Origin of the sequence: Fuscovulum blasticum DSM 2131, from assembly GCF_003034965.1 — a bacterium.
Taxonomy (GTDB): domain Bacteria; phylum Pseudomonadota; class Alphaproteobacteria; order Rhodobacterales; family Rhodobacteraceae; genus Pseudogemmobacter; species Pseudogemmobacter blasticus.
This window is the reverse complement of the sequence record NZ_PZKE01000009.1, coordinates 114,938-132,932: the sequence shown is the minus strand read 5'-3', so window position 1 is coordinate 132,932 and position 17,995 is coordinate 114,938. Positions and strand designations below refer to the sequence as shown.

General features: G+C 70.7%; 14 protein-coding genes and 1 tRNA gene. 11 read left to right on the top strand and 4 right to left on the bottom strand.

Features of this window, described 5'->3' with window-relative positions:
- Positions 1-10 precede the first annotated feature (10 nt).
- On the bottom strand, positions 11-607 hold the full coding sequence (locus tag C5F44_RS11055; RefSeq protein WP_107673588.1) for a hypothetical protein: 597 nt from the start codon (positions 605-607) through the stop codon (positions 11-13).
- 158 nt (positions 608-765) lie between these two features.
- Here C5F44_RS11055 and C5F44_RS11050 point away from each other — a divergent pair, with 158 nt between their 5' ends.
- From C5F44_RS11050 to C5F44_RS11025, 6 genes are all read left to right on the top strand, one after another.
- Positions 766-2,133, top strand: a complete 1,368-nt coding sequence (locus tag C5F44_RS11050) for a S1C family serine protease (RefSeq protein ID WP_146161935.1) — start codon at positions 766-768, stop codon at positions 2,131-2,133.
- A gap of 31 nt (positions 2,134-2,164) precedes the next feature.
- Positions 2,165-2,857 (top strand): response regulator transcription factor, encoded by a 693-nt coding sequence (locus C5F44_RS11045; RefSeq protein WP_107673586.1) that lies wholly within the window; start codon positions 2,165-2,167, stop codon positions 2,855-2,857.
- A complete protein-coding gene (locus tag C5F44_RS11040; RefSeq protein WP_107673585.1) occupies positions 2,854-4,224 on the top strand; it encodes a HAMP domain-containing sensor histidine kinase in 1,371 nt (456 codons plus the stop codon). Before C5F44_RS11045 ends, C5F44_RS11040 begins: the two co-directional genes overlap by 4 nt.
- A gap of 73 nt (positions 4,225-4,297) precedes the next feature.
- Complete coding sequence (locus C5F44_RS11035) at positions 4,298-6,262, top strand: caspase family protein (protein WP_107673584.1); 1,965 nt, start codon at positions 4,298-4,300, stop codon at positions 6,260-6,262.
- A gap of 26 nt (positions 6,263-6,288) precedes the next feature.
- Positions 6,289-7,356: a serine protease gene (locus C5F44_RS11030; protein ID WP_107673583.1), complete on the top strand. Its 1,068-nt coding sequence runs from the start codon at positions 6,289-6,291 to the stop codon at positions 7,354-7,356.
- Positions 7,357-7,458: 102 nt separating this feature from the next.
- Positions 7,459-7,899: a PaaI family thioesterase gene (locus C5F44_RS11025; protein ID WP_107673582.1), complete on the top strand. Its 441-nt coding sequence runs from the start codon at positions 7,459-7,461 to the stop codon at positions 7,897-7,899.
- Positions 7,900-7,969: 70 nt separating this feature from the next.
- Here the strand turns inward: C5F44_RS11025 and C5F44_RS11020 are convergent, their stop codons facing one another.
- Both C5F44_RS11020 and C5F44_RS11015 read right to left on the bottom strand, forming a co-directional pair.
- Positions 7,970-8,791, bottom strand: a complete 822-nt coding sequence (locus C5F44_RS11020; protein ID WP_107673581.1) for a hypothetical protein — start codon at positions 8,789-8,791, stop codon at positions 7,970-7,972.
- Positions 8,792-8,922: 131 nt separating this feature from the next.
- Positions 8,923-9,630 (bottom strand): hypothetical protein, encoded by a 708-nt coding sequence (locus C5F44_RS11015; protein WP_107673580.1) that lies wholly within the window; start codon positions 9,628-9,630, stop codon positions 8,923-8,925.
- A 138-nt stretch (positions 9,631-9,768) separates the two neighbouring features.
- Between C5F44_RS11015 and argE the strand changes: the two genes are divergently transcribed.
- Positions 9,769-10,929 (top strand): acetylornithine deacetylase, encoded by a 1,161-nt coding sequence (argE, locus tag C5F44_RS11010; protein ID WP_107673579.1) that lies wholly within the window; start codon positions 9,769-9,771, stop codon positions 10,927-10,929.
- Positions 10,930-10,939: 10 nt separating this feature from the next.
- On the top strand, positions 10,940-12,004 hold the full coding sequence (mnmH, locus tag C5F44_RS11005) for a tRNA 2-selenouridine(34) synthase MnmH (RefSeq protein ID WP_107673578.1): 1,065 nt from the start codon (positions 10,940-10,942) through the stop codon (positions 12,002-12,004).
- A 6-nt stretch (positions 12,005-12,010) separates the two neighbouring features.
- On the opposite strand, the gene selD is transcribed toward mnmH, so the two are convergent.
- Positions 12,011-14,212: a selenide, water dikinase SelD gene (gene selD / locus C5F44_RS11000; protein WP_328588493.1), complete on the bottom strand. Its 2,202-nt coding sequence runs from the start codon at positions 14,210-14,212 to the stop codon at positions 12,011-12,013.
- A 99-nt stretch (positions 14,213-14,311) separates the two neighbouring features.
- Between selD and C5F44_RS10995 the strand changes: the two genes are divergently transcribed.
- The 3 genes from C5F44_RS10995 (at position 14,312) to C5F44_RS10985 (ending at position 17,823) form a co-directional block, all read left to right on the top strand.
- Positions 14,312-15,580: an RNA polymerase factor sigma-54 gene (locus C5F44_RS10995; RefSeq protein ID WP_107673577.1), complete on the top strand. Its 1,269-nt coding sequence runs from the start codon at positions 14,312-14,314 to the stop codon at positions 15,578-15,580.
- Between the two features lie 92 nt (positions 15,581-15,672).
- Positions 15,673-17,733, top strand: coding sequence for a hydantoinase/oxoprolinase N-terminal domain-containing protein (locus tag C5F44_RS10990; protein WP_107673576.1), 2,061 nt, complete (start codon positions 15,673-15,675; stop codon positions 17,731-17,733).
- A 13-nt stretch (positions 17,734-17,746) separates the two neighbouring features.
- A tRNA-Met gene (locus C5F44_RS10985) sits at positions 17,747-17,823 on the top strand.
- The last annotated feature ends 172 nt before the right edge of the window (positions 17,824-17,995 follow it).

The following is a 17,995-nucleotide window of genomic DNA, read 5'->3' as shown; positions in this document are numbered from 1 at the left end:
GGGGGCGTCCTCAATTCGTCATCAAAGCATAGTCGGTGGCAGATTGGCCGCGGTTTGCAATCGTCAAAAGAAACACGCCGTCGGCGGCCGGTGTCCAGCCGCAATAGGCGATGGGGCCGGGATCGGTATCGGCACAGATCAGGCGGCCGTCGCCATCGCGCACCGTCAGGTCAAGGTTGGCGCCCGAGGCGGCCTCGACATAGACCTCGGCATAGGCGCCGCCCCGGAACGACAGTTCCTCGATCTGCGCCTCTGTTCCCGGCGCGATGCCGGCGATGCGATAGACCGGCCCCGCGGCCACGCCCTTGGGCACATCGGCCCGGATGTCGGCGATCAGGCCCTGCAGCGCGGCATCGCCCGCCGCCAGCGGTTCGGCGGCGGCCAGCATCGCCTGCCAGTCCAGCGGCAGGGGCTGTTCGCCCTCGGGGCGCAGCTCCAGCGATTTCCGCAGGCTGGCGGCGGTCAGGATCAGCACCGCATCGCCCGAGGCCAGGCCGCGGGCGTAAAGATCGGCCGACAGTTCCGCCAGCCGCAGGGGCCGCACGGTTTCGGCCAGCGCGGGCAGGGCGATCATCATCAGGGCGGCGCAAAGCAGGCGGCGGGGCATCGGAACGGGGCCTTTCCCTTTGGGGGTGGCGGCAGGATGGGGCCGACGCATCCGCCTGTAAACTTGGAAAATTTCCATGACCGGATTTGTCATGTGACCTGCCCCATGGCCTGGGCCTAGGGTCCGGCCCAAGGCAAGAAATCCAGGGATTGGACATCATGATTTTGCAGAATGTGGTTTGGGGCGCGGTCCGCAAACGCCTGTCACAAGGCGCGCTGGCGCTGCTGTTTGCGCTGGCCGTGCTGCTGGCGGCCCTGCCGACGGTGCGCCCTGCCGGGGCGGCCACGCCGCTGGAAACCGCGATGGATGCGGTTCTGGTCGTGCGCTCGAACGATGCCGAGGACAGGTTCCTGGGGTCAGCCTTCCTGTGGGGCGATGCCGCGCAGGTGGCGGTGACCAATGCCCATGTCGTGGGCACGGCCACCGAGGTGCGTCTGGTGAACCGCCACGGCGCCGAAGAGGTGGGCACGGTGATCGGCCTTGATCCGGTGCGCGACGTGGCGGTGATCGCGGTCGCGCCGGGGCGGGCGGGTCTGGTGGCCGCCCCCGATCCGGCCGCGCTGGGGCTTGAGGTCTTTGCCCTTGGCGCGCCGCTGGGCCTTGAATTCACCCTGACCGAAGGGCTGATCTCTGCCACCGCGCGGCAGGTCGAGGTGCAGGTGCCGCTCAAGATGCTGCAGCATGACGCGGCGGTGAACCCCGGCTCCTCGGGTGGGCCGCTGGTCGATGCCTCGGGGCGGCTGGTCGGCATGAACAGCCAGATCGCCGATGGCAGCCGGATGTTCGTCGGCATCGCTTATGCCATTGCCGCGCCTGATCTGGACCGGATCGTGACCGGCCTGATCGACGAGACGCTGCTGCCGCTGCCGAAGCTGGGCCTGACCGCCCGCCCGGTGGACCGGCAGGTGGCCGAGGCGCTGGGCGTGGATGCGGCGGGCCTGCTGGTGGATGGCACCGAAAGCGGCGGTCTGGCCGCGGCGGCGGGGCTGGCGGCGGGCGACATCATCCTTGCGGTCAATGGCACGGCGCTGGCCGAACCCGGCACCTTCGCCTTCCTGATCGAGGCCGCCGTGGAAAAGGGCGAAGCCGCGCTGACGGTGCGGCGTGGTGCCGAAACCGTCACCCTGCCGCTGGCCTTTGCCCCGCCCCAGACCGAGGCGCCGGCGCTGGCGATCAAGACGCGCGACCTGTCTTCGCTGCCCGCCAACCCCGAAACGGTGAAAAGCTACCGCCTGTCGGCGCTGGGCGTGGTTCTGGACGAAGACGCGGTGGTCAAGGCTGTCACCGACAATTCGCCCGCGCTCTTTGCCGGGCTGGCCCGGGGCGACCGCATCCTTGCCGTCAACGGGCAGGACATGGACCTTGCGGCCCTGAACGCGCTGGAAATCACCGGCCCGGTGCTGCTGCGGGTGGCCGCCCCGGGCGGCGCGACGCGCCACCTTTACCTTGATCCCTGGGGCAAGGATGGCGGTCTTCGTCCGGTGGGCGGTGCGAATGTGCTTGACCCGGACGTGGTGGTGTTCTGATCCTTTCGCCGCAAACCGGGCAGGAAAACCCATGCAGGACCGTATCCTGATCATCGAAGACGATGCCGAAACCGCCGCCGCCGTGGCCGAGGTGGTGGCAGAACTGGGCTGCGAGGCGCATCACCGCGCCACGCTGGACGACGGCATCGCCGAGGCGGGCGCGGGCGATTACCGCGTGATCGTGCTGGACCGGATGCTGCCGGGCGGCGACGGGGTGGCGGCGATGGCGCGCATCCGCACCGCCGGCAGCCGCGCGCTGATCCTGGTGCTGTCGGCGCTGGGTCGCGCCGCCGAACGGGTCGAGGGGCTTGAGAAAGGGGCGGATGACTATCTGCCGAAACCCTTTGAGCCCAGCGAATTGCGCGCCCGGCTGCGGGCGCTGCTGCGCCGGGGCACCATGCAGGTGCTGGACAATGACCTGCTGGCTTTCGGCGATCTGGAAATCCGCATGAAGGCCCGCACCGTGCATGTGAAGCGCAGCCATGTGCCGGTCAGCCCCAAGGAATTTGAGCTGATCACCTATTTCGCCCGCAATGCCGGGCAGATCGTCACCCGGATGCAGCTTCTCGAAAACGTCTGGAATCTGCATTTCGATCCGGGCACCAATGTGGTGGACGTTCACGTCGGCCGGTTGCGCCGCAAGCTGGAAGAGGCGGGCAGCCCCGCCATCCAGACCGCGCGCGGCGAAGGATACATCTTCGCCCCCCTCGGGGCGGCAGGGTGAGCGAAGCCCCCCTGCGTGCCCGCGCCACGCTGCGGCTGGCGGCGGTCATGGCGGCGGCGGTGGCGCTGCTGGCGCTGCTGGCCATGGGGCTGCAATACCGGCTGGTGGAAACCCGGCTGATGCAGGCGCAGCGCACGCTGCTGGCCGCCGATCTGGACGGTCTGGCCGCGCTTTATGACCAGCGCCGCATCATCGCCCTGCGCGAAGCCATCGCCTACCGCGCCGCCGCGCCGGGGGGCGAGATGCTGGTGCTGCTTGACCGGCAGGGCAAGGTGCTGGCCGGCACGCGGGCCGATTGGCCCGAAGGGCTGGTGGCGCAGGGGCAGGGGTTCACCATCGACCCCGCGCAAGAGGTGGCGCTGGACGGCGCACGCTGGCTGGTGGTGGCGCGCGATCTTCCGGGCGGCTTTCCCCTGCTGGTTGGCCGCAGCCTGGCCCCGGTCGATGCCACGCTGGCGGCGCTGCAACGCGGGATGCTGGGGCTGCTGGCGGCCCTGCTTCTGGCCGGGGCCGGGGTGGGCTGGCTGGCGGCCCGCTGGGTGATGGGGCGCATCGGCCGGCTGAACGCGCTGGCCGACCGGGTGGCGGCGGGCGATCTGGATGCCCGCCTGACCGGCCCGCGCAGCGGCGATGAATTCGGCCTGCTGGAAACCCATGTCCATGCCATGCTGGACCGGATTTCCAACCTGAACCGCGCCACGCACCGCCTGTCAGATACCATCGCGCATGAAATGCGCACGCCGCTGAACCGCATGTTGCAGAAACTGTCGCGCGTCGAAGGGCAGGATGATCTGGCCGCCGACCTGCGCGCCGAGATGCGGCAGGCGATCCGGGTGTTCGATTCGCTGCTCGACATCAGCCGGGCCGAGGCCGACCAGGGCCAGGGCGGCGGGCTGGTGCCGGTGGACCTGTCCACCGTCGCGCAAGAGGTATGGGAGCTGTACGAACCGCTGGCCGAGGACAAGGGCCTGCAGGTCGGCCTGCAGGTGGCCCCCGGCGTGCAGGTGCTGGGCGACCGCAACCTTCTGGCGCAGATGCTGGCCAACCTTCTGGACAATGCGATCAAGTATTGTAGCGCCGGTGACCGGCTGGAGCTTCAGCTTGCGGCGGGCGATCCCGCCCTTCTGCGGGTGATCGACACCGGCCCCGGCCTGCCGGACGGGCTGAAGGACGCCGCCTTCGACCGCTTCACCCGGGCCGAGCGGGACCGCGCGCGCGGCATCCAGGGGCACGGGCTGGGGCTGGCGCTGGTGCGGGCCATCGCGCTGCGCCACGGCGCGCGGCTGTCGCTGCCCGCCGTGGGGCAGGGGCTGACGGTGGAAATCGCCTTTCCCCGCGCGCCGGGCGAAGGCGGCGTCGCGGGGTGACAAATGCCGTCATCCGGCCTTGGTGCGGCGCAGCAGACTTGTGCGGTGCCGGGCCAACGTTAATCTTGTCCGCATGAAACACGCCCTTGCATATGCCCTGTCTTCGGCCGCGCTGCTGGCGGCGGCCCCGGCCATGGCCGAGGTGCGGGCGGTTCTGGTCGGTGTGTCCGATTATCTGGTGCTGGACGCCGATCTGAAGGGCCCCGCCAATGACGTGCGGCTGATGGCCGAAACGCTGGCCGCGCGCGGGGTGGCGGCGGATCACATGATGATCCTGACCTCAGACCGGGACGGCCTGCCCGCAGGGGCGGCGACGGGCGACCCCACCCGCGCCGGTATTCTGGCCGCGATGCAGGCCACCGCGGCCGCCGCGCAGCCCGGCGATACGGTGCTGTTCTATTTCTCGGGCCATGGCGCGCAGGCGCCCGATGCCTCGGGCGATGAAGGCGGCGGATATGACGAAATCCTGCTGCCCGCCGATGCGGCGGGGTGGAAGGGCGCGGTCGGCGGCGTGGAAAACGCGCTGATCGACGACGAATTGCAGGAATGGGCGCAAGGGATGCTGGGCCGGGGCGTGCAGCTTGTCGGGCTGATCGACGCCTGCCATTCGGCCACCGGCTTCCGCGCGGTGGGCGGGCAGGGCGTGGCGCGGGTGCTGGCCCCCGAAACGCTGGGTATCCCCGAAGATGCGGCTTCGGCCCCCGCCACCGCCCCGCTGGAACTGACGGGGGATTATGTCTTCCTCTATTCCTCGCAGTCGGACGAACGGTCGTTTGAATATCCCTTGCCGGGCACCGACGAATGGCACGGCGAATTCACCCTGCGGATGGCGCAGGTTCTGGCCGCCGCGCCGCAGGCAAGCTGGGCGCAGGTGCTGGCCGCCGCCGCCGATGCCATGGTGCAGGGCCCCGCCCGGCAGGTGCCCGAAGGCGAAGGCCCGCTTCTGACCGCGCAGGTCTTCGGCACCGGCGCGGCCGAGGCGCGCTTTGCCGTCAAGGATGGCAAGGTTCAGGCCGGGCTGTTGCAGGGTCTGGCCGAAGGCGCCGAACTGGCGCTTTACGCGGCGGGTGCCGGGGGCGAACCGCTGGCCACCGTCACCGCCGGCAAGGCCGGCTTGCGCGATACCGCGCTGCCGGGCGACCTGCCCGCCGGGGCCGTCTGGGCCGAGGTGATTGCCGCGCCCCCCGCCGCGCCCCTGTCGCTGGCCGCGCCGGTGCGGGCCGCCCCGGATGACGGGCAGGATTATGCCACCTGGGAAGCCGCCCTACCCGCCCCCGGCACCGGCGCGCCCGATCTTGTGCCGATCCTGGTTGATGGCACGGTGGCGCTGGCGCGCGGCGATGGCGTGCTTGACCCGGAGGGTCCGGGATCAACCCCGCGCGTCACAAGGCTGGCGGATGAAACCGCTGCGCAGGCGCTGGACCGCGCGCTGGAACTGGCCGCCCACGCCCTGCGCCTGCGCGAGACGCTGGCCGGCGCCACAGGCCGCAGCCTGACTGGCAAGGCGCCGGTGACGCTGGGCATCGAACGCCGCCCCGCCCCTGTAACGGATGATGCCTGCGGCCCCCCCGGCCCCGCTGCCCCTGCCGACCCCGCACAGGGCGTGGCCCCCTGTGACCAGCTCTGGCTGACCGTCACCAACACCTCGGGCAAGATGCAGGACATCAGCGTTCTGTACATGGCCGCCGATTTCGAGGTGCAGCCGATCTGGCCGCAGCGGAACACCGTCAACCGGCTGGCCCCCGGCGAAAGCGCGCGGATCGGCCTGCAGATCGAAGCCACCGCCACCGCCGGGCTTGAGGAGATCTGGGTTCTGGCCGTGCCGATGGATGAGGGCAGCGGACGGCGCGTTGACCTGACCCGCCTTGCCAGCCCCGGCATGACGCGCGACTTTGCCAGTGCCTCGGACCCGATGGCGCTTTGGCTGGAAGGCCGCATGACCGACCCGGAGGAAACCGCGATGCGCGGCTTCTCGACCAAACCCGCCGCGCTGACAATGATCCGTCAGCTTGTGCGCCTGAAACCCGGGTCACCCTGACCCGCCGATTGCGATGGAGCGTTGACATGAAAGCCGTTTCCCTCAAGCCCGTTCTGCTGGCCCTGCTTGCCGCCGGCACGGCGGGCGCCGCGCTGGCGCAGGACGCCGCCCCCTTCCACAAGGGCGGCACCAAGGCGCAGGACAGTTCGCCCTTCGCCTTCGCCGCCTCGGGCGACAAGGCCAGGCGCGACGCCGCCGAACCCGAGGCGGCGGGTGGCAAGGTCATCGGCGGTGAGCTGGCCGATCAGGGCGAATGGCCCTGGCAGGTGGCGCTGACCGTGGGCGGAATGCCGGTGTCCACCGACAGCCAGTTCTGCGGCGGCTCTCTGGTCATGGATGAATGGGTGCTGACCGCCGCCCATTGCGTGCACATGATGGATGACCAGGGCGTCGAGTTTGACCTGAAACCCCAGGAAATCAGCATCGTCGCCGGCACCAACAAGCTGGACGGCTCGGGCGATACCATCCCGGTCGAGGCGATCTATCGCCACCCGTCCTATACCTCGACCGATTTCGATTACGACATCGCGCTCATCAAGCTGTCGCGCAAGCCGAACGTGCCCTACCGAACCGTGCAGGTGCCGGACGCGGCCTTCGGCGACATTCTGGCCAAGCCGGGCGTCACCACCGTGGTCACCGGCTGGGGCCTTCAGAACGGCGGCCGCCCCTCCGCCGACCTGCGCGAGGCGCAGATCCAGATGCTGGACCGCGAAATGTGCAACACCGCCATGATGGAAGCCCGCGCCGAAGAGGCGGCGGCCGGCTTTTCCTATGCCGTGCAGGTGCTGTCGGTGCGCGAGGACGACGCCTATGCCCTGTGGGACCAGCTTGTCCAGCGCGCCCCGAAGCCGATCAGCGAGAACATGATCTGCTCGGGCACCTTTGAAGGCGGCAAGACCAGTTGCAACGGCGACAGCGGCGGTCCGCTGGTCGTGCCGCTGGAAGACGGCAGCTATATCCAGGCCGGCATCGTAAGCTGGGGCCTGTCGGCCTCGTCGGGCAAGGGGTGCGAGGAAACGGCGATGTTCTCGGCCTATACCAACATCTCGCGCTTCGTGCCCTGGCTGAACGAGGTGATTGCCGCCAACCCCTGACGGCTGGCGTCGCGCCGTCCACGGCCCTGCCCGGCGGGTTCCGCCTTGCAGGGCCGTTCGCTTTTGGCCACCTTGGCCGTCCGAACAGCGGAAGGCAGCGCGATGATCCCCCAAGACGACCCGGCCACGGCGCCGACGATCCACCCCGTGGCGCAGGACCAGCCGCCTTATGCCCGCCACCTTGGGCTGCGCATCACCCATGCCACGCCGGACCGGATCGAGGGCCAGATGACCGTCACCCCCGAGCTGATCAACCGCAACGGCGTGCTGCATGGCGGGGCGATCATGTCGCTGGCCGACAATCTGGCCGGCACCGGATCTTTCGTCCATCTTGGTCCGGGCGAAGGCACGACGACGCTGGAAAGCAAGACCAACTTCTTCCGGCCCGTCCTGCCGGGCGATACGGTGACGGCCATCGCCGTGCCCCTGCATCGTGGCCGCAAGACCACGATCTGGCAGACCACCATCCTGCGCGGCGACGGCAAGCCCGCCGCGATGGTGATCCAGACCCAGATGACCCTGCGCCAGACCGACGCCGGCTGATCCGCCGCAACGAAAAGGGCGCCGGAACCCCCGGCGCCCTTTCGACTGTTCCGCGCTGGCCCGGGCGGGCTCAGTTCGTCATCAGGTAATAGCTGTTGCGCGCCCGGCCGGCGTTTTCGACCGTGATGTAGAAATAGCCGTCCCAGGCGGGCACGAAATCGCAATAAACCTGGTCCGACGGACTGACATCATAGCAGATCACGTTGCCGTTCTGGTCGGTGACGACCATGTCCAGATTCGCGTCGCCATCGCCCACCACCGCGACCTCGGCATAGGAATTGCCATAGAACGGCACTTCCCACACGTCGATCTGGCCCTTGGGCAGGGCCGAGCCCCAGGTCACCGCGCCGCCGATGCGCCCGCGCGAACCTTCGGCCTCGGCATCCGCGATCAGGCCCAGCAGCCCCTCGTCATCACCGGCCAGTTCCTTGGCCTTGGCGAACATCTCGGCGGCGGTGACGGGGGCCTTGGCGGCGCCATCGTCCTCATCCCCGCCGGCCGATGTCAGCAGCGTTGCCTTGCCGGCGGGGCGCGGTTCGCCCTCGTTCATCATCGGCGCGGGGGCCGCGGGGGCGGCCGGCGCCGCTTTCCGCGCGCGGAAGGTTTCCAGCGTGGTGCCTTCGAATTCGGCGGGATCAAGGGCCGCCGGCTCTTGCGGGGTGCCTTCCGACTGCGCCGCCAGCTTGGCCGCCGTCAGCACGGTCAGCGCATCGCCCGAGGCAACGCCAAGCGCGTAAAGCTCATGCGCCATCGACAGGGTCGCCGTCGCGCCGGCGCTGCCGGTGCCTTCGGCGCTGACATTGGTTCCGGCCTTGTCCTCGGCCAGCGAAGGAAGGGCCAGCGCCACCAGCGCGGTGGTGGCCAGCGTCAGGGAAAGGGCTTTGAGTTTCATGGTTCTGTCCTGTGGTGAAATACCTTGGCGGAAGGGCTGCCTGCAGGGAATGTGACAGCCGGATATGCGTTTGAAAAGCGGGCAACGGGTGACAAATATCGTCATCCGGGCCGGGCGGCCCGAAACCGGGGTCAGTTGGTGGCCAGCAGATACTGCCCGTCCACATCGGCGCGGCTGATCACGGTGACGGTGTAAAAGGCGTTCTCGGCCGGGGTGAAGCTGCAGTAAAGCGGCTGGTCCGAATAGGGGTCAACGCAGACCGGCACGCCCTTCGCATCGGCCACCATCCAGCCCAGCCCGCCGCTGCCATCGCCAAAGATGCCGATCTCGGCCTGTTCCTGCCCGGCGAAGGGGATTTCCCAGATGTCCTTCTTGCCGGGCGCCAGGGTCGCCACCGCCTGATTCGCGCCGCCGATCCGGCCGCGCGCGGTATCGGCCACGGCATCCTCGACCATCAGCGCCAGCTCGTCATCGCCCGCCGCGATTTCGCGGGTCGATTCTGCCGCCTGCCCGGTGATCAGCGCCAGCGCGGAAAAGCCCCGTGCCGCGTCCGTCCCCGCTTGCGCCGTGTCGGCAGGCGCCGGTTCGCCCGGCAGCTCGGCCCCGGTCGCGGCTTCGGTGGTTCGGTTCCAGCCGTCGGCCTGCCGCAGCGCCACACCGCTGGCCAGCCGGAACGCCGTGACTGCCGCCAGCGCATCGTCGGTGGCCAGCGCATGGGCGTAAAGCCGGGCCGCCAGGTTCAGCGTGCCCACCTTGCCGGTCGCCGCCTCCTCGGCCTGGGCGGCCGGGGGCAGGGCGGCAACGGCAAGGGCGGCGATCAGCGCAAGCGAAGGGTTCATCTCGGTCTCGGGCGGCTGGGGTTGGCGCCACAATGCCAAGTCTGCCGCCGGCCTGCCAGTCAGGACTTTCCGCCCCGGCCCTTTCGCGCGGCGCGGCTTCGCGTTAGCACGGGGAGCAGAAGCTCAGGAACCGTGCCCATGCAGACCCGTGCCATCCTTGAACGGCTGATCGCCTTCGATACCGTCAGCGCCAATCCCAACCGGGCGCTGATGGATTATGTGGCGGGGCTTCTGGCCGAAGCGGGCATCGCGGCCCGGCTGGTGCCCGATGCCACGGGGGGCAAGGCCAACCTCTGGGCCACGGTCGGCCCGCAGGACCGGGGCGGTGTCATGCTCTCGGGCCATACCGATGTGGTGCCGGTGGAAGGCCAGACCTGGACCCGCCCGCCCTTTGCCCTGACCGAAGACGGCGGCCGCCTTTACGGCCGGGGCACCACCGACATGAAGGGCTTTGTCGCCAGCACCATCGCCGCCACGCTGGCCGCCGCGAAGCGCCCGCTGAAGGTGCCGCTGCATCTGGCGCTGTCTTATGATGAGGAAATCGGCTGCATGGGCGTGCGCTCGCTGGTTGATCTGCTGCAAGGCGCGCCGGTCCGCCCCGCCATGTGCATCGTGGGCGAACCCACCGGGATGCAGGTTGCCACCGGCCACAAGGGCAAGGTCGCCCTGCGCGCCACCTGCATCGGGCGCGAAGGTCATTCCGCGCTGGCCCCGCTGGCGCTGAACGCGCTGCATCTGGCGGCCGATTTCATCGGCGTTATCCGCGCCGTTCAGGCCCGCGTGGCCGCCGAAGGCCCGTTCGACGGTGATTATGACGTGCCCTATACCACCCTTCACGCCGGCAAGATGTCGGGCGGCGTGCAGGTCAACATCGTGCCGAACAGCGCGGTGGTCGATTTCGAGATACGTTCGCTGGCGGGCGTAGATGTGGCGGCGCTGATCGACGAACTTCGCGCCGGGGCCGAAGCGATTGTCGTCCCCCTGCGCGACAGCTTTCCCGAAGCCGAAATCCGCGTCGAACGCCTGTGGGATTACCCCGGCCTTGGCACCCCCACCGATGCCGCCGTGGTGCGCTTCGTGCAGTCGCTGACCGGGGCGAACGGCACCATCAAGGTGGCCTTCGGCACCGAAGGCGGCCTGTTCGACGCCCGGCTGGGCGTGCCCACCGTGATCTGCGGCCCCGGCAGCATGGCGCAGGGCCACAAGCCCGATGAATTCGTCACCGTCGAACAGCTTGCCCGCTGCGATGCCATGTTGGCCGCGCTGCTGGACCGGCTGGAAGCCGGGCTTCCGGCGTAAGGCGCGGCGCATGGCGATCACGCTTGCCTCGCTGCGCCAGATTGCCGATCTGGGCTTCGACGATGTGATCGACGTGCGCGCGCCCGCCGAATTTGCCGAGGATCACATTCCCGGCGCGATCAGCCTGCCCGTGCTGGATGATGCCGAACGGGCGCGGGTGGGCACGATCTACAAGCAGGTCAGCCCCTTCACCGCCCGCAAGCTGGGCGCCGCGCTGGTGGCGCGGAACGCGGCGCGGCATCTGGAAGGCCCCCTGGCCGACAAGCCCGGCGGCTGGCGCCCGCTGGTCTATTGCTGGCGGGGCGGGCAACGGTCGGGCTCTTTCGCCTCGATCCTGTCGCAGATCGGCTGGCGGGTGGAAACCATTGCCGGCGGTTACAAGGCGTGGCGCGGGCTGGTGGTGCAGGCGGTGCAGGACCGGCCGGTTCCGTCGCCCGTGGTGGTGCTGGACGGGAACACCGGCTCGGCCAAGACAGAGGTGCTGGCCCTGCTGGCCGCGCGCGGCGTGCAGGTGCTGGATCTGGAAGCGATGGCGAACCATCGCGGATCGCTGTTCGGCGCGATGGGACCGCAGCCTTCGCAGAAAACCTTTGAGGCGCGGCTGGCCTATGGTCTGGCCGCGCTTGACCCGGCCCGCCCGGTGGTGGTGGAAGCCGAAAGCAGCAAGGTGGGCGACCGCCGGTTGCCCGGGCGTCTGTGGCAGGCGATGATCGCCGCGCCACGGGTGGCGATCCGGGCGCCGCTGGCGGCGCGGGCGGACTATCTGGCGCGGGCCTATCGCGATGTGACCGCCGATCCCGCGCGTCTGGCGGCGGTGTTGAACCAGTTGCGCCCCCTGCACCCGGCCGAGGTGATCGAAGACTGGCGCGGGGTGGCGGCCGAGGGCGATTTCGCCGCTCTGGCCGGGGGTCTGATGGCCCGGCACTATGACCCGCGCTATGAAAAGCACCGCGCCCGTATGGCCGTGCCGGTGGTTGAGGTTGAGGCCGGCGGGCTGGCCCCGGCCGATCTGGCGGCGCTGGCCGACCGGGTGGCCAAGGCGGTTTGGCAGGTATCGCGCAAAGGGGCAGATTGACCGGGGTCAGGACCGGCTGACAACCAGTTTCGGCGGGCCTTCGGTCACGGTGCCGATGCGGACCGCAACGCCATCGCCCGCCGCCCGCAACCGGGCCAGCAGCGCATCGGCCTGATCGGCTGGCACGCAGGCCAGAAGGCCGCCGCAGGTTTGCGGATCGAACAGCAGGTCGGTTTCGGGGCCGGGCGGGGCGTCAACCAGCCAGTCGATCGCGGCGCGGTTGGCGGGCGCAAGGCTGGACGCCTGACCCGCCCCGGCCAGCACCACCGCGCCGGGCAGCATGGGCACGGCGCGCAGGTCGATCCGGGCCGAAACGCCCGAGGCCTGAAGGATTTCCAGCAGATGCCCCGCAAGGCCAAAGCCGGTGACATCGGTCATGGCGTGGGCCACCGGCGCCAGGATTTCCGCCGCAGGCCCCAGCGGCCGTGCCATGGCGGCAAGGCAGGTCACCACCGCCTCGCCCAGAATCAGGCCCGGCACGCGGGCCAGCGCCATTTCGGCGGCCAGGATGGTGCCGCTGCCAATGGCCTTGGTCAGCAGGATCGCATCGCCGGGGCGGGCGCCGGCCTTGGGCACCGGCCGGTCAGCCAGCCCGGTGACGGTAAAGCCGATCGTCAACTCGTCCCCGGTCGAGGTATGGCCCCCCACCAGATCGGCCCCGGCGGCCCGGAATACCTGCGCCGCCTCCTCCATGATCTCGGCCAGGCTGCGGGTTTGCAGCGGCTCTGACAGGCGGGGCAGGGTGATCTGCGCCAGCGCGGCCTGCGGGGCGGCGCCCATCGCCCAGATGTCGCCAAGCGCATGAACGGCGGCAAGGCGTGCCATCAGTCGCGGGTCGTTGGTGAAGGCGCGCAGATGGTCGGTTGTCAGTGCCTGCACGCCCCGGGCCGCGCGCAGCAGGGCGGCATCGTCACCGGGGCCGGACAGCACATCGGGCCGCTGCGGCGCGGGCAGGCTGGCCAGCGCGGCCCGCAGCGCCGCCGGGCCCACCTTGGCCCCGCAGCCGCCACACAGCGGCTTGTCGCCCATCGCCTGCGCCAGCCCCTGCGGCGCGGGGTCTGGCAGCGCCGGTGCCGGCATCGCCGGATAGTCGGCGAACATCGCCATGAAGCGGCGGTCGATCCGGTCTTTCAGCCGCCACAGCCAGCCGCCCCCGCTGCGCAGACCGAACTTGTCGGCCACCGCGCCCCGGCCGCCGGTCGAGACCAGTTTCAGATAATCGCGCTGCGGGTGGTAGGCTCGCATCGGCCCCCCGGTCAGCGCGGCGCGCAGGTTGGCCAGCAGCACCGGCGCCTCGCGCACGGCAAAGACCCCGGCCTTGGGGCGCGGGGCATGGGACAGGTGGGCGCAATCGCCCGCCGCAAAGATCGCCGGGTCCGAGGTTTGCAGCGTGGGGCCGACCACCAGAAAACCGTCCAGGCTGGCCAGCCCGGTCTGCGCCAGCCAGGGCTGCGGCTGGGTGCCGGCGACGGCCAGGGTGAAATCGGACGGCAGGGTTTCGCCGCTGGACAGGGTAACGGTGCCGGGGCCAATGGCGCGGGCCGTGGTGCCGGTGCGAAAGGCGATGCCGGCCGCCTGCGCGTGGCGCAACAGCGTGGCGCGGGCGGCGCGGCCAATGTTCGGCAGCGCGGCCTCGGCGCGTTCGATCAGGGTGATCTGCGGCTCGGCCCCGCCGGCCCGCAGCCGGTGGGCCGATGCCAGCGCCAGTTCCACCCCGCCCACCCCGGCGCCAAGGATCACCAGCCGTGGCGCGGGCAGCTTGCGGGCGACAAACGCCTCCCACGCATCGGCGTAATGACCCAGCGGCTTGGCCGCGACCGCGTGTTCGTCATAGCCCGGAATGTCGGGCAGGCCCGACCCGATGCCGATGTCGACCGAAGCCACGTCGAAAGCCAGCGGCGGGCGGTTGTTCAGCAGCACGCAGCGGGCGGCCAGGTCCAGCCCGGTGGCGCGCGACAGGATCACCCGCGCCCCGGCGTAGCGGGCCAGCCGGACCAGGTCGATCATGATCTCGTCCCGGGCGTAATGGCCGGCGATCAGGCCGGGCAACATGCCGGTATAGGGCGCGGCGGGGCCGGGGTTGATGACGGTCAGCCGCACGCCGGGCAGCGGGTCCATCGCCCAGGACCGCAGCACCAGCGCATGTGCATGGCCCCCGCCCACAAGGACAAGGTCGCGCACCAGCGGAAAGGGGGCGGCGGGCATCATGCCGCAAGTGGTAGCCCCGTGCCGCGCGGAAGGCCAGCGGTGCGCCCCAGCCCCGCATCAACGTTTTCTTTGGGGATCGGCTGGCATAGGCTGGCGGGGATGAAGTCACGCACCCGCATCAGCATTGCGCAAACGCAGCGGCTGTCGCTCAACACCTCGCTTTCGGTGGCGATCCGGGTGTTGCGGGCCGATGCCGCCGGCCTGACCCGCTTTCTTGAAGAACAGGCCGCCGAACTGCCCGCGCTGGTGGTGGAACCGCCCCCGGTGGTGCAGGAATGGCTGCCGCGCTGGGGCCATGCGCTGGCGCAGATGCGCGGTGGCGGTGGTGACGGTGTGGTTGAGGTTGCCGATGCGGGGCCAAGTCTGGCGGCGCATGTGGCCGCGGGCATCGCGGCGCTGCGGCTGCCCCCCCGTGCCCTGCGCGTGGCCGAGATGCTGGCCGAGGCGCTGGCGCCGGCCGGCTGGCTGACCCGCCCGCTTGACGAGATCGCGGCCGAGGTCGGGGTGCCCCTGCCCGAGGCCGAGGCGGTGCTGGCGCAGGTGCAACGCCTGGAGCCGACGGGCCTGTTCGCGCGCAATCTGGCGGAATGTCTGCGCCTGCAGGCCTTCGAGGCGGGCGAACTGGATGGCGTGATGGCCGGGGTTCTGGACCGCCTGCCGCTGGTGGCCCAGGGTGAAATCGGGCGAATCGCCCGGGCGCTGGGCTGCACCGAAGATCAGGTGCTGCGCGCCATCCAGCGGCTGCGCCGCTATGACCCCAAGCCCGGCGCCCGCTTTGCCCATGGTGCCGCCCCCGTGGCCGAACCTGACCTGACGGTGCGGCGCGGTCCGGCCGGGTGGGAAGTGGCGCTCAATCGCGGGGCGCTGCCGTCCCTTTCGCTGGGGCAGGGGCCCGGCCGGGCCGAGGCGCGGGCGCTGATCCGGCTGGTCGAGGGGCGCAATGCCACCTTGCTGAAGGTCGCGCGGGAAATCCTGCGGCGGCAGGCCGCGGCGCTGGAACAGGGGCTTGGCGCGCTTGTGCCGATGCGGATGGCCGAAGTGGCCGAAGCGGTGGACGTTCACCGCACCACCGTCAGCCGCGTCGTGGCCGGGGCGGCGGTGGATACGCCGCGCGGCACCTGGTGGCTGCGGGCGCTGTTCTCACAGGCGGTGGGGCAGGAAGACGGCCCCGCCGCCGCTGCCCTGCACGAGGCGCTGGCGCGGCTGGTGGCGGCCGAAGATGCCGCGCAGCCGCTGACCGATGATGCGCTGGCGCAGGCGCTGGCCGGGGCGGGCACGCCACTGGCCCGGCGCACGGTGGCCAAATATCGCGGCCAGTTGGGAATTCCCCCGGTCCATGCCCGCAAGCGCGCCGCCCGCCGCCCCTAGCGCCGGTCCGCGACCCGATATGTCGTATCCGGGGGTGACCTTTGGCGCCCTGCGGGCTAGCTGAAGGGGAACTGGGGCGAAAGCGGCGGACGATGGCATATTTCCTGGGCGTGGATACCGGCGGCACCTATACCGATGCGGTGATCCTTGACGAGGCGGCGAACCGCATCCTTGGCAAGGCCAAGGCACTGACCACGCGGCACGATCTGGCGGTGGGCATCGGCGGCGCGGTGGATGCGGCGCTGGCGGCTTCGGGCATTGCGGCGGCGGATGTGGCGCTGGTGTCGCTGTCCACCACGCTGGCCACCAATGCGCTGGTCGAAGGCCAGGGCGGCCGGGTGGCGCTGGTGGCGATCGGCTTCGATGACGACGATCTGGCGCGCGCCGGTCTGGCCGAGGCGCTGAAGGGTGACCCGGTGATCCGCATCACCGGCGGCCACAGCCACGCCGGGCTTGAGGCGCGGCCGCTGGACCTGGCCGCGCTGACGGCGGCGGTTGCCGAGTTGGGAGCTTCGGTCATGGGCTATGCGGTGGCGGGGCGGTTCGCCACCCGCAACCCCGCGCATGAGGTGGCGGTGCGCACCGCCATCCGTCAGGCCACAGGCCGCCCGGTCACCTGCAGCCATGAACTTTCGGCGCAGTTGAACGGGCCGAAACGGGCGCTGACGGCGGTGCTGAACGCGCGGCTGATCGGCATGATCGACCGGCTGGTCGCCGCCTGCGAACGGCATCTGGCGCTGGTGGGGATCGCGGCACCGCTGATGGTGGTGCGCGGCGACGGCGCGCTGATTTCGGCGGCCATGGTGCGCGAGCGGCCGATCGAGACCATCCTTTCCGGCCCGGCCGCCAGCATCGTGGGCGCGCGCTGGCTGACCGGGGCGAAGGATGCGCTGGTCAGCGACATCGGCGGCACCACCACCGACGTGGCGCTGCTCAAGGACGGCCTGCCCGAGATTGATCCGCAGGGCGCCCGCGTCGGCGGCTTCCGCACCATGGTGGAAGCCGTGGCGATGCGCACCACCGGCCTGGGCGGCGACAGCGAGGTGCATCTGCTGACCGAGGGGCTGACCGGCGGGCTGCGGCTGGGGCCGCGGCGGCTGATTCCGGTTTCGCTTCTGGCGGTGGACCATGGGCCGATGGTGCACACGGCGCTGGACCGCTGGCTGTCCACCGAAACCGCGGGCGAATTCGACGGCCGCTTCGTGCTGCCCATGGCCGGGGCGCAGGCGGGCGGGCTGACCGCGCGTGAGGAAACGGTGCTGGCGCGGATCACTACCGCCATGCCGCTGGGCCAGGCGCTGACCAGCCGGCTTGAGGCGGCGGCGCTGGAACGGCTGGTGGCGCGCGGGCTGGTGATGATCTCGGGGGTCACGCCGTCGGACGCCAGCCATGTGCTGGGCCGCCTGCAGGCCTGGGACGGGCTGGCGGCGGAAAAGGCGGTGCGCCTGCTGGCCCGCCGCCGCACCGGCGCGGGAGAGCGGTTCGCCGACGGGCCCGAGCCGCTGGCGCGGCGCATCGTCGATCAGGTCACCCAGCAGACCGCCGATTGCCTGCTGGAAGCCGCCTTCGCCGAAGATCCCGGCTTTGCGGGCGAAGATCCGGTGACGCTGGCCCGCCACCGGCTGACCACGGCCGGGCTGCACCGCCACCGCGGCGTGGTGGAACTGACCGCGCGGCTGGCGGTGCCGGTCATCGGCCTGGGCGCCTCGGCCCCGTCCTATTACGGCGCCGTGGGGGAACGGCTGGGCTGCGACATGATCCTGCCCGAACATGCCGGCGTGGCCAATGCCATCGGCGCGGTGGCGGGGCAGGTCAGCCAGCGAGTGTCGGGGCTTGTCACCTCGCCCGCGCAAGGGCGCTTTGTCGCGCATCTGCCCGAAGGCCCCCGCGCCTGGGGCGACCGCGACGCCGCGCTGGACGCGATGGAAACCGCCCTGCGCGCCGAGGCCGAGGCCCGCGCCCGGCTGGCCGGCGCCATGGACCTGCGGATCGAGGCCAGCCGTGACCTGCGCGAGGTGGACATCGAAGGCCAGCGGATGTTCGTCGAGGCCACCGTGACCGTCACCGCCAGCGGCCGCCCAAGGGTCGCGCGCGAGGCGGCCGATCCCGCAGCGGCCCTTTTCCCCCTTGACGCCCCAACCCGGCCCGCGTAATCCGCCCGCCAGTGGCTAGGTAGCTCAGTTGGTTAGAGCATGCGACTCATAATCGCAGGGTCGGGGGTTCGAGTCCCCCCCTCGCCACCATCCCTCCCCCGTTGTCGAATGTCAGGTGTAGCTGGCGGCTGGTCAGGGTGGTGAACAAGGGTCCTTGCAGGGGGGCAGGTCCGCTACGCTTTGAACGCATAGCTGCTGCGGGGAGCCCGATTCTGCGCGGTCGAGCCTCCGAAGGTTCAGCATGACGAGATCGGCCCAAACC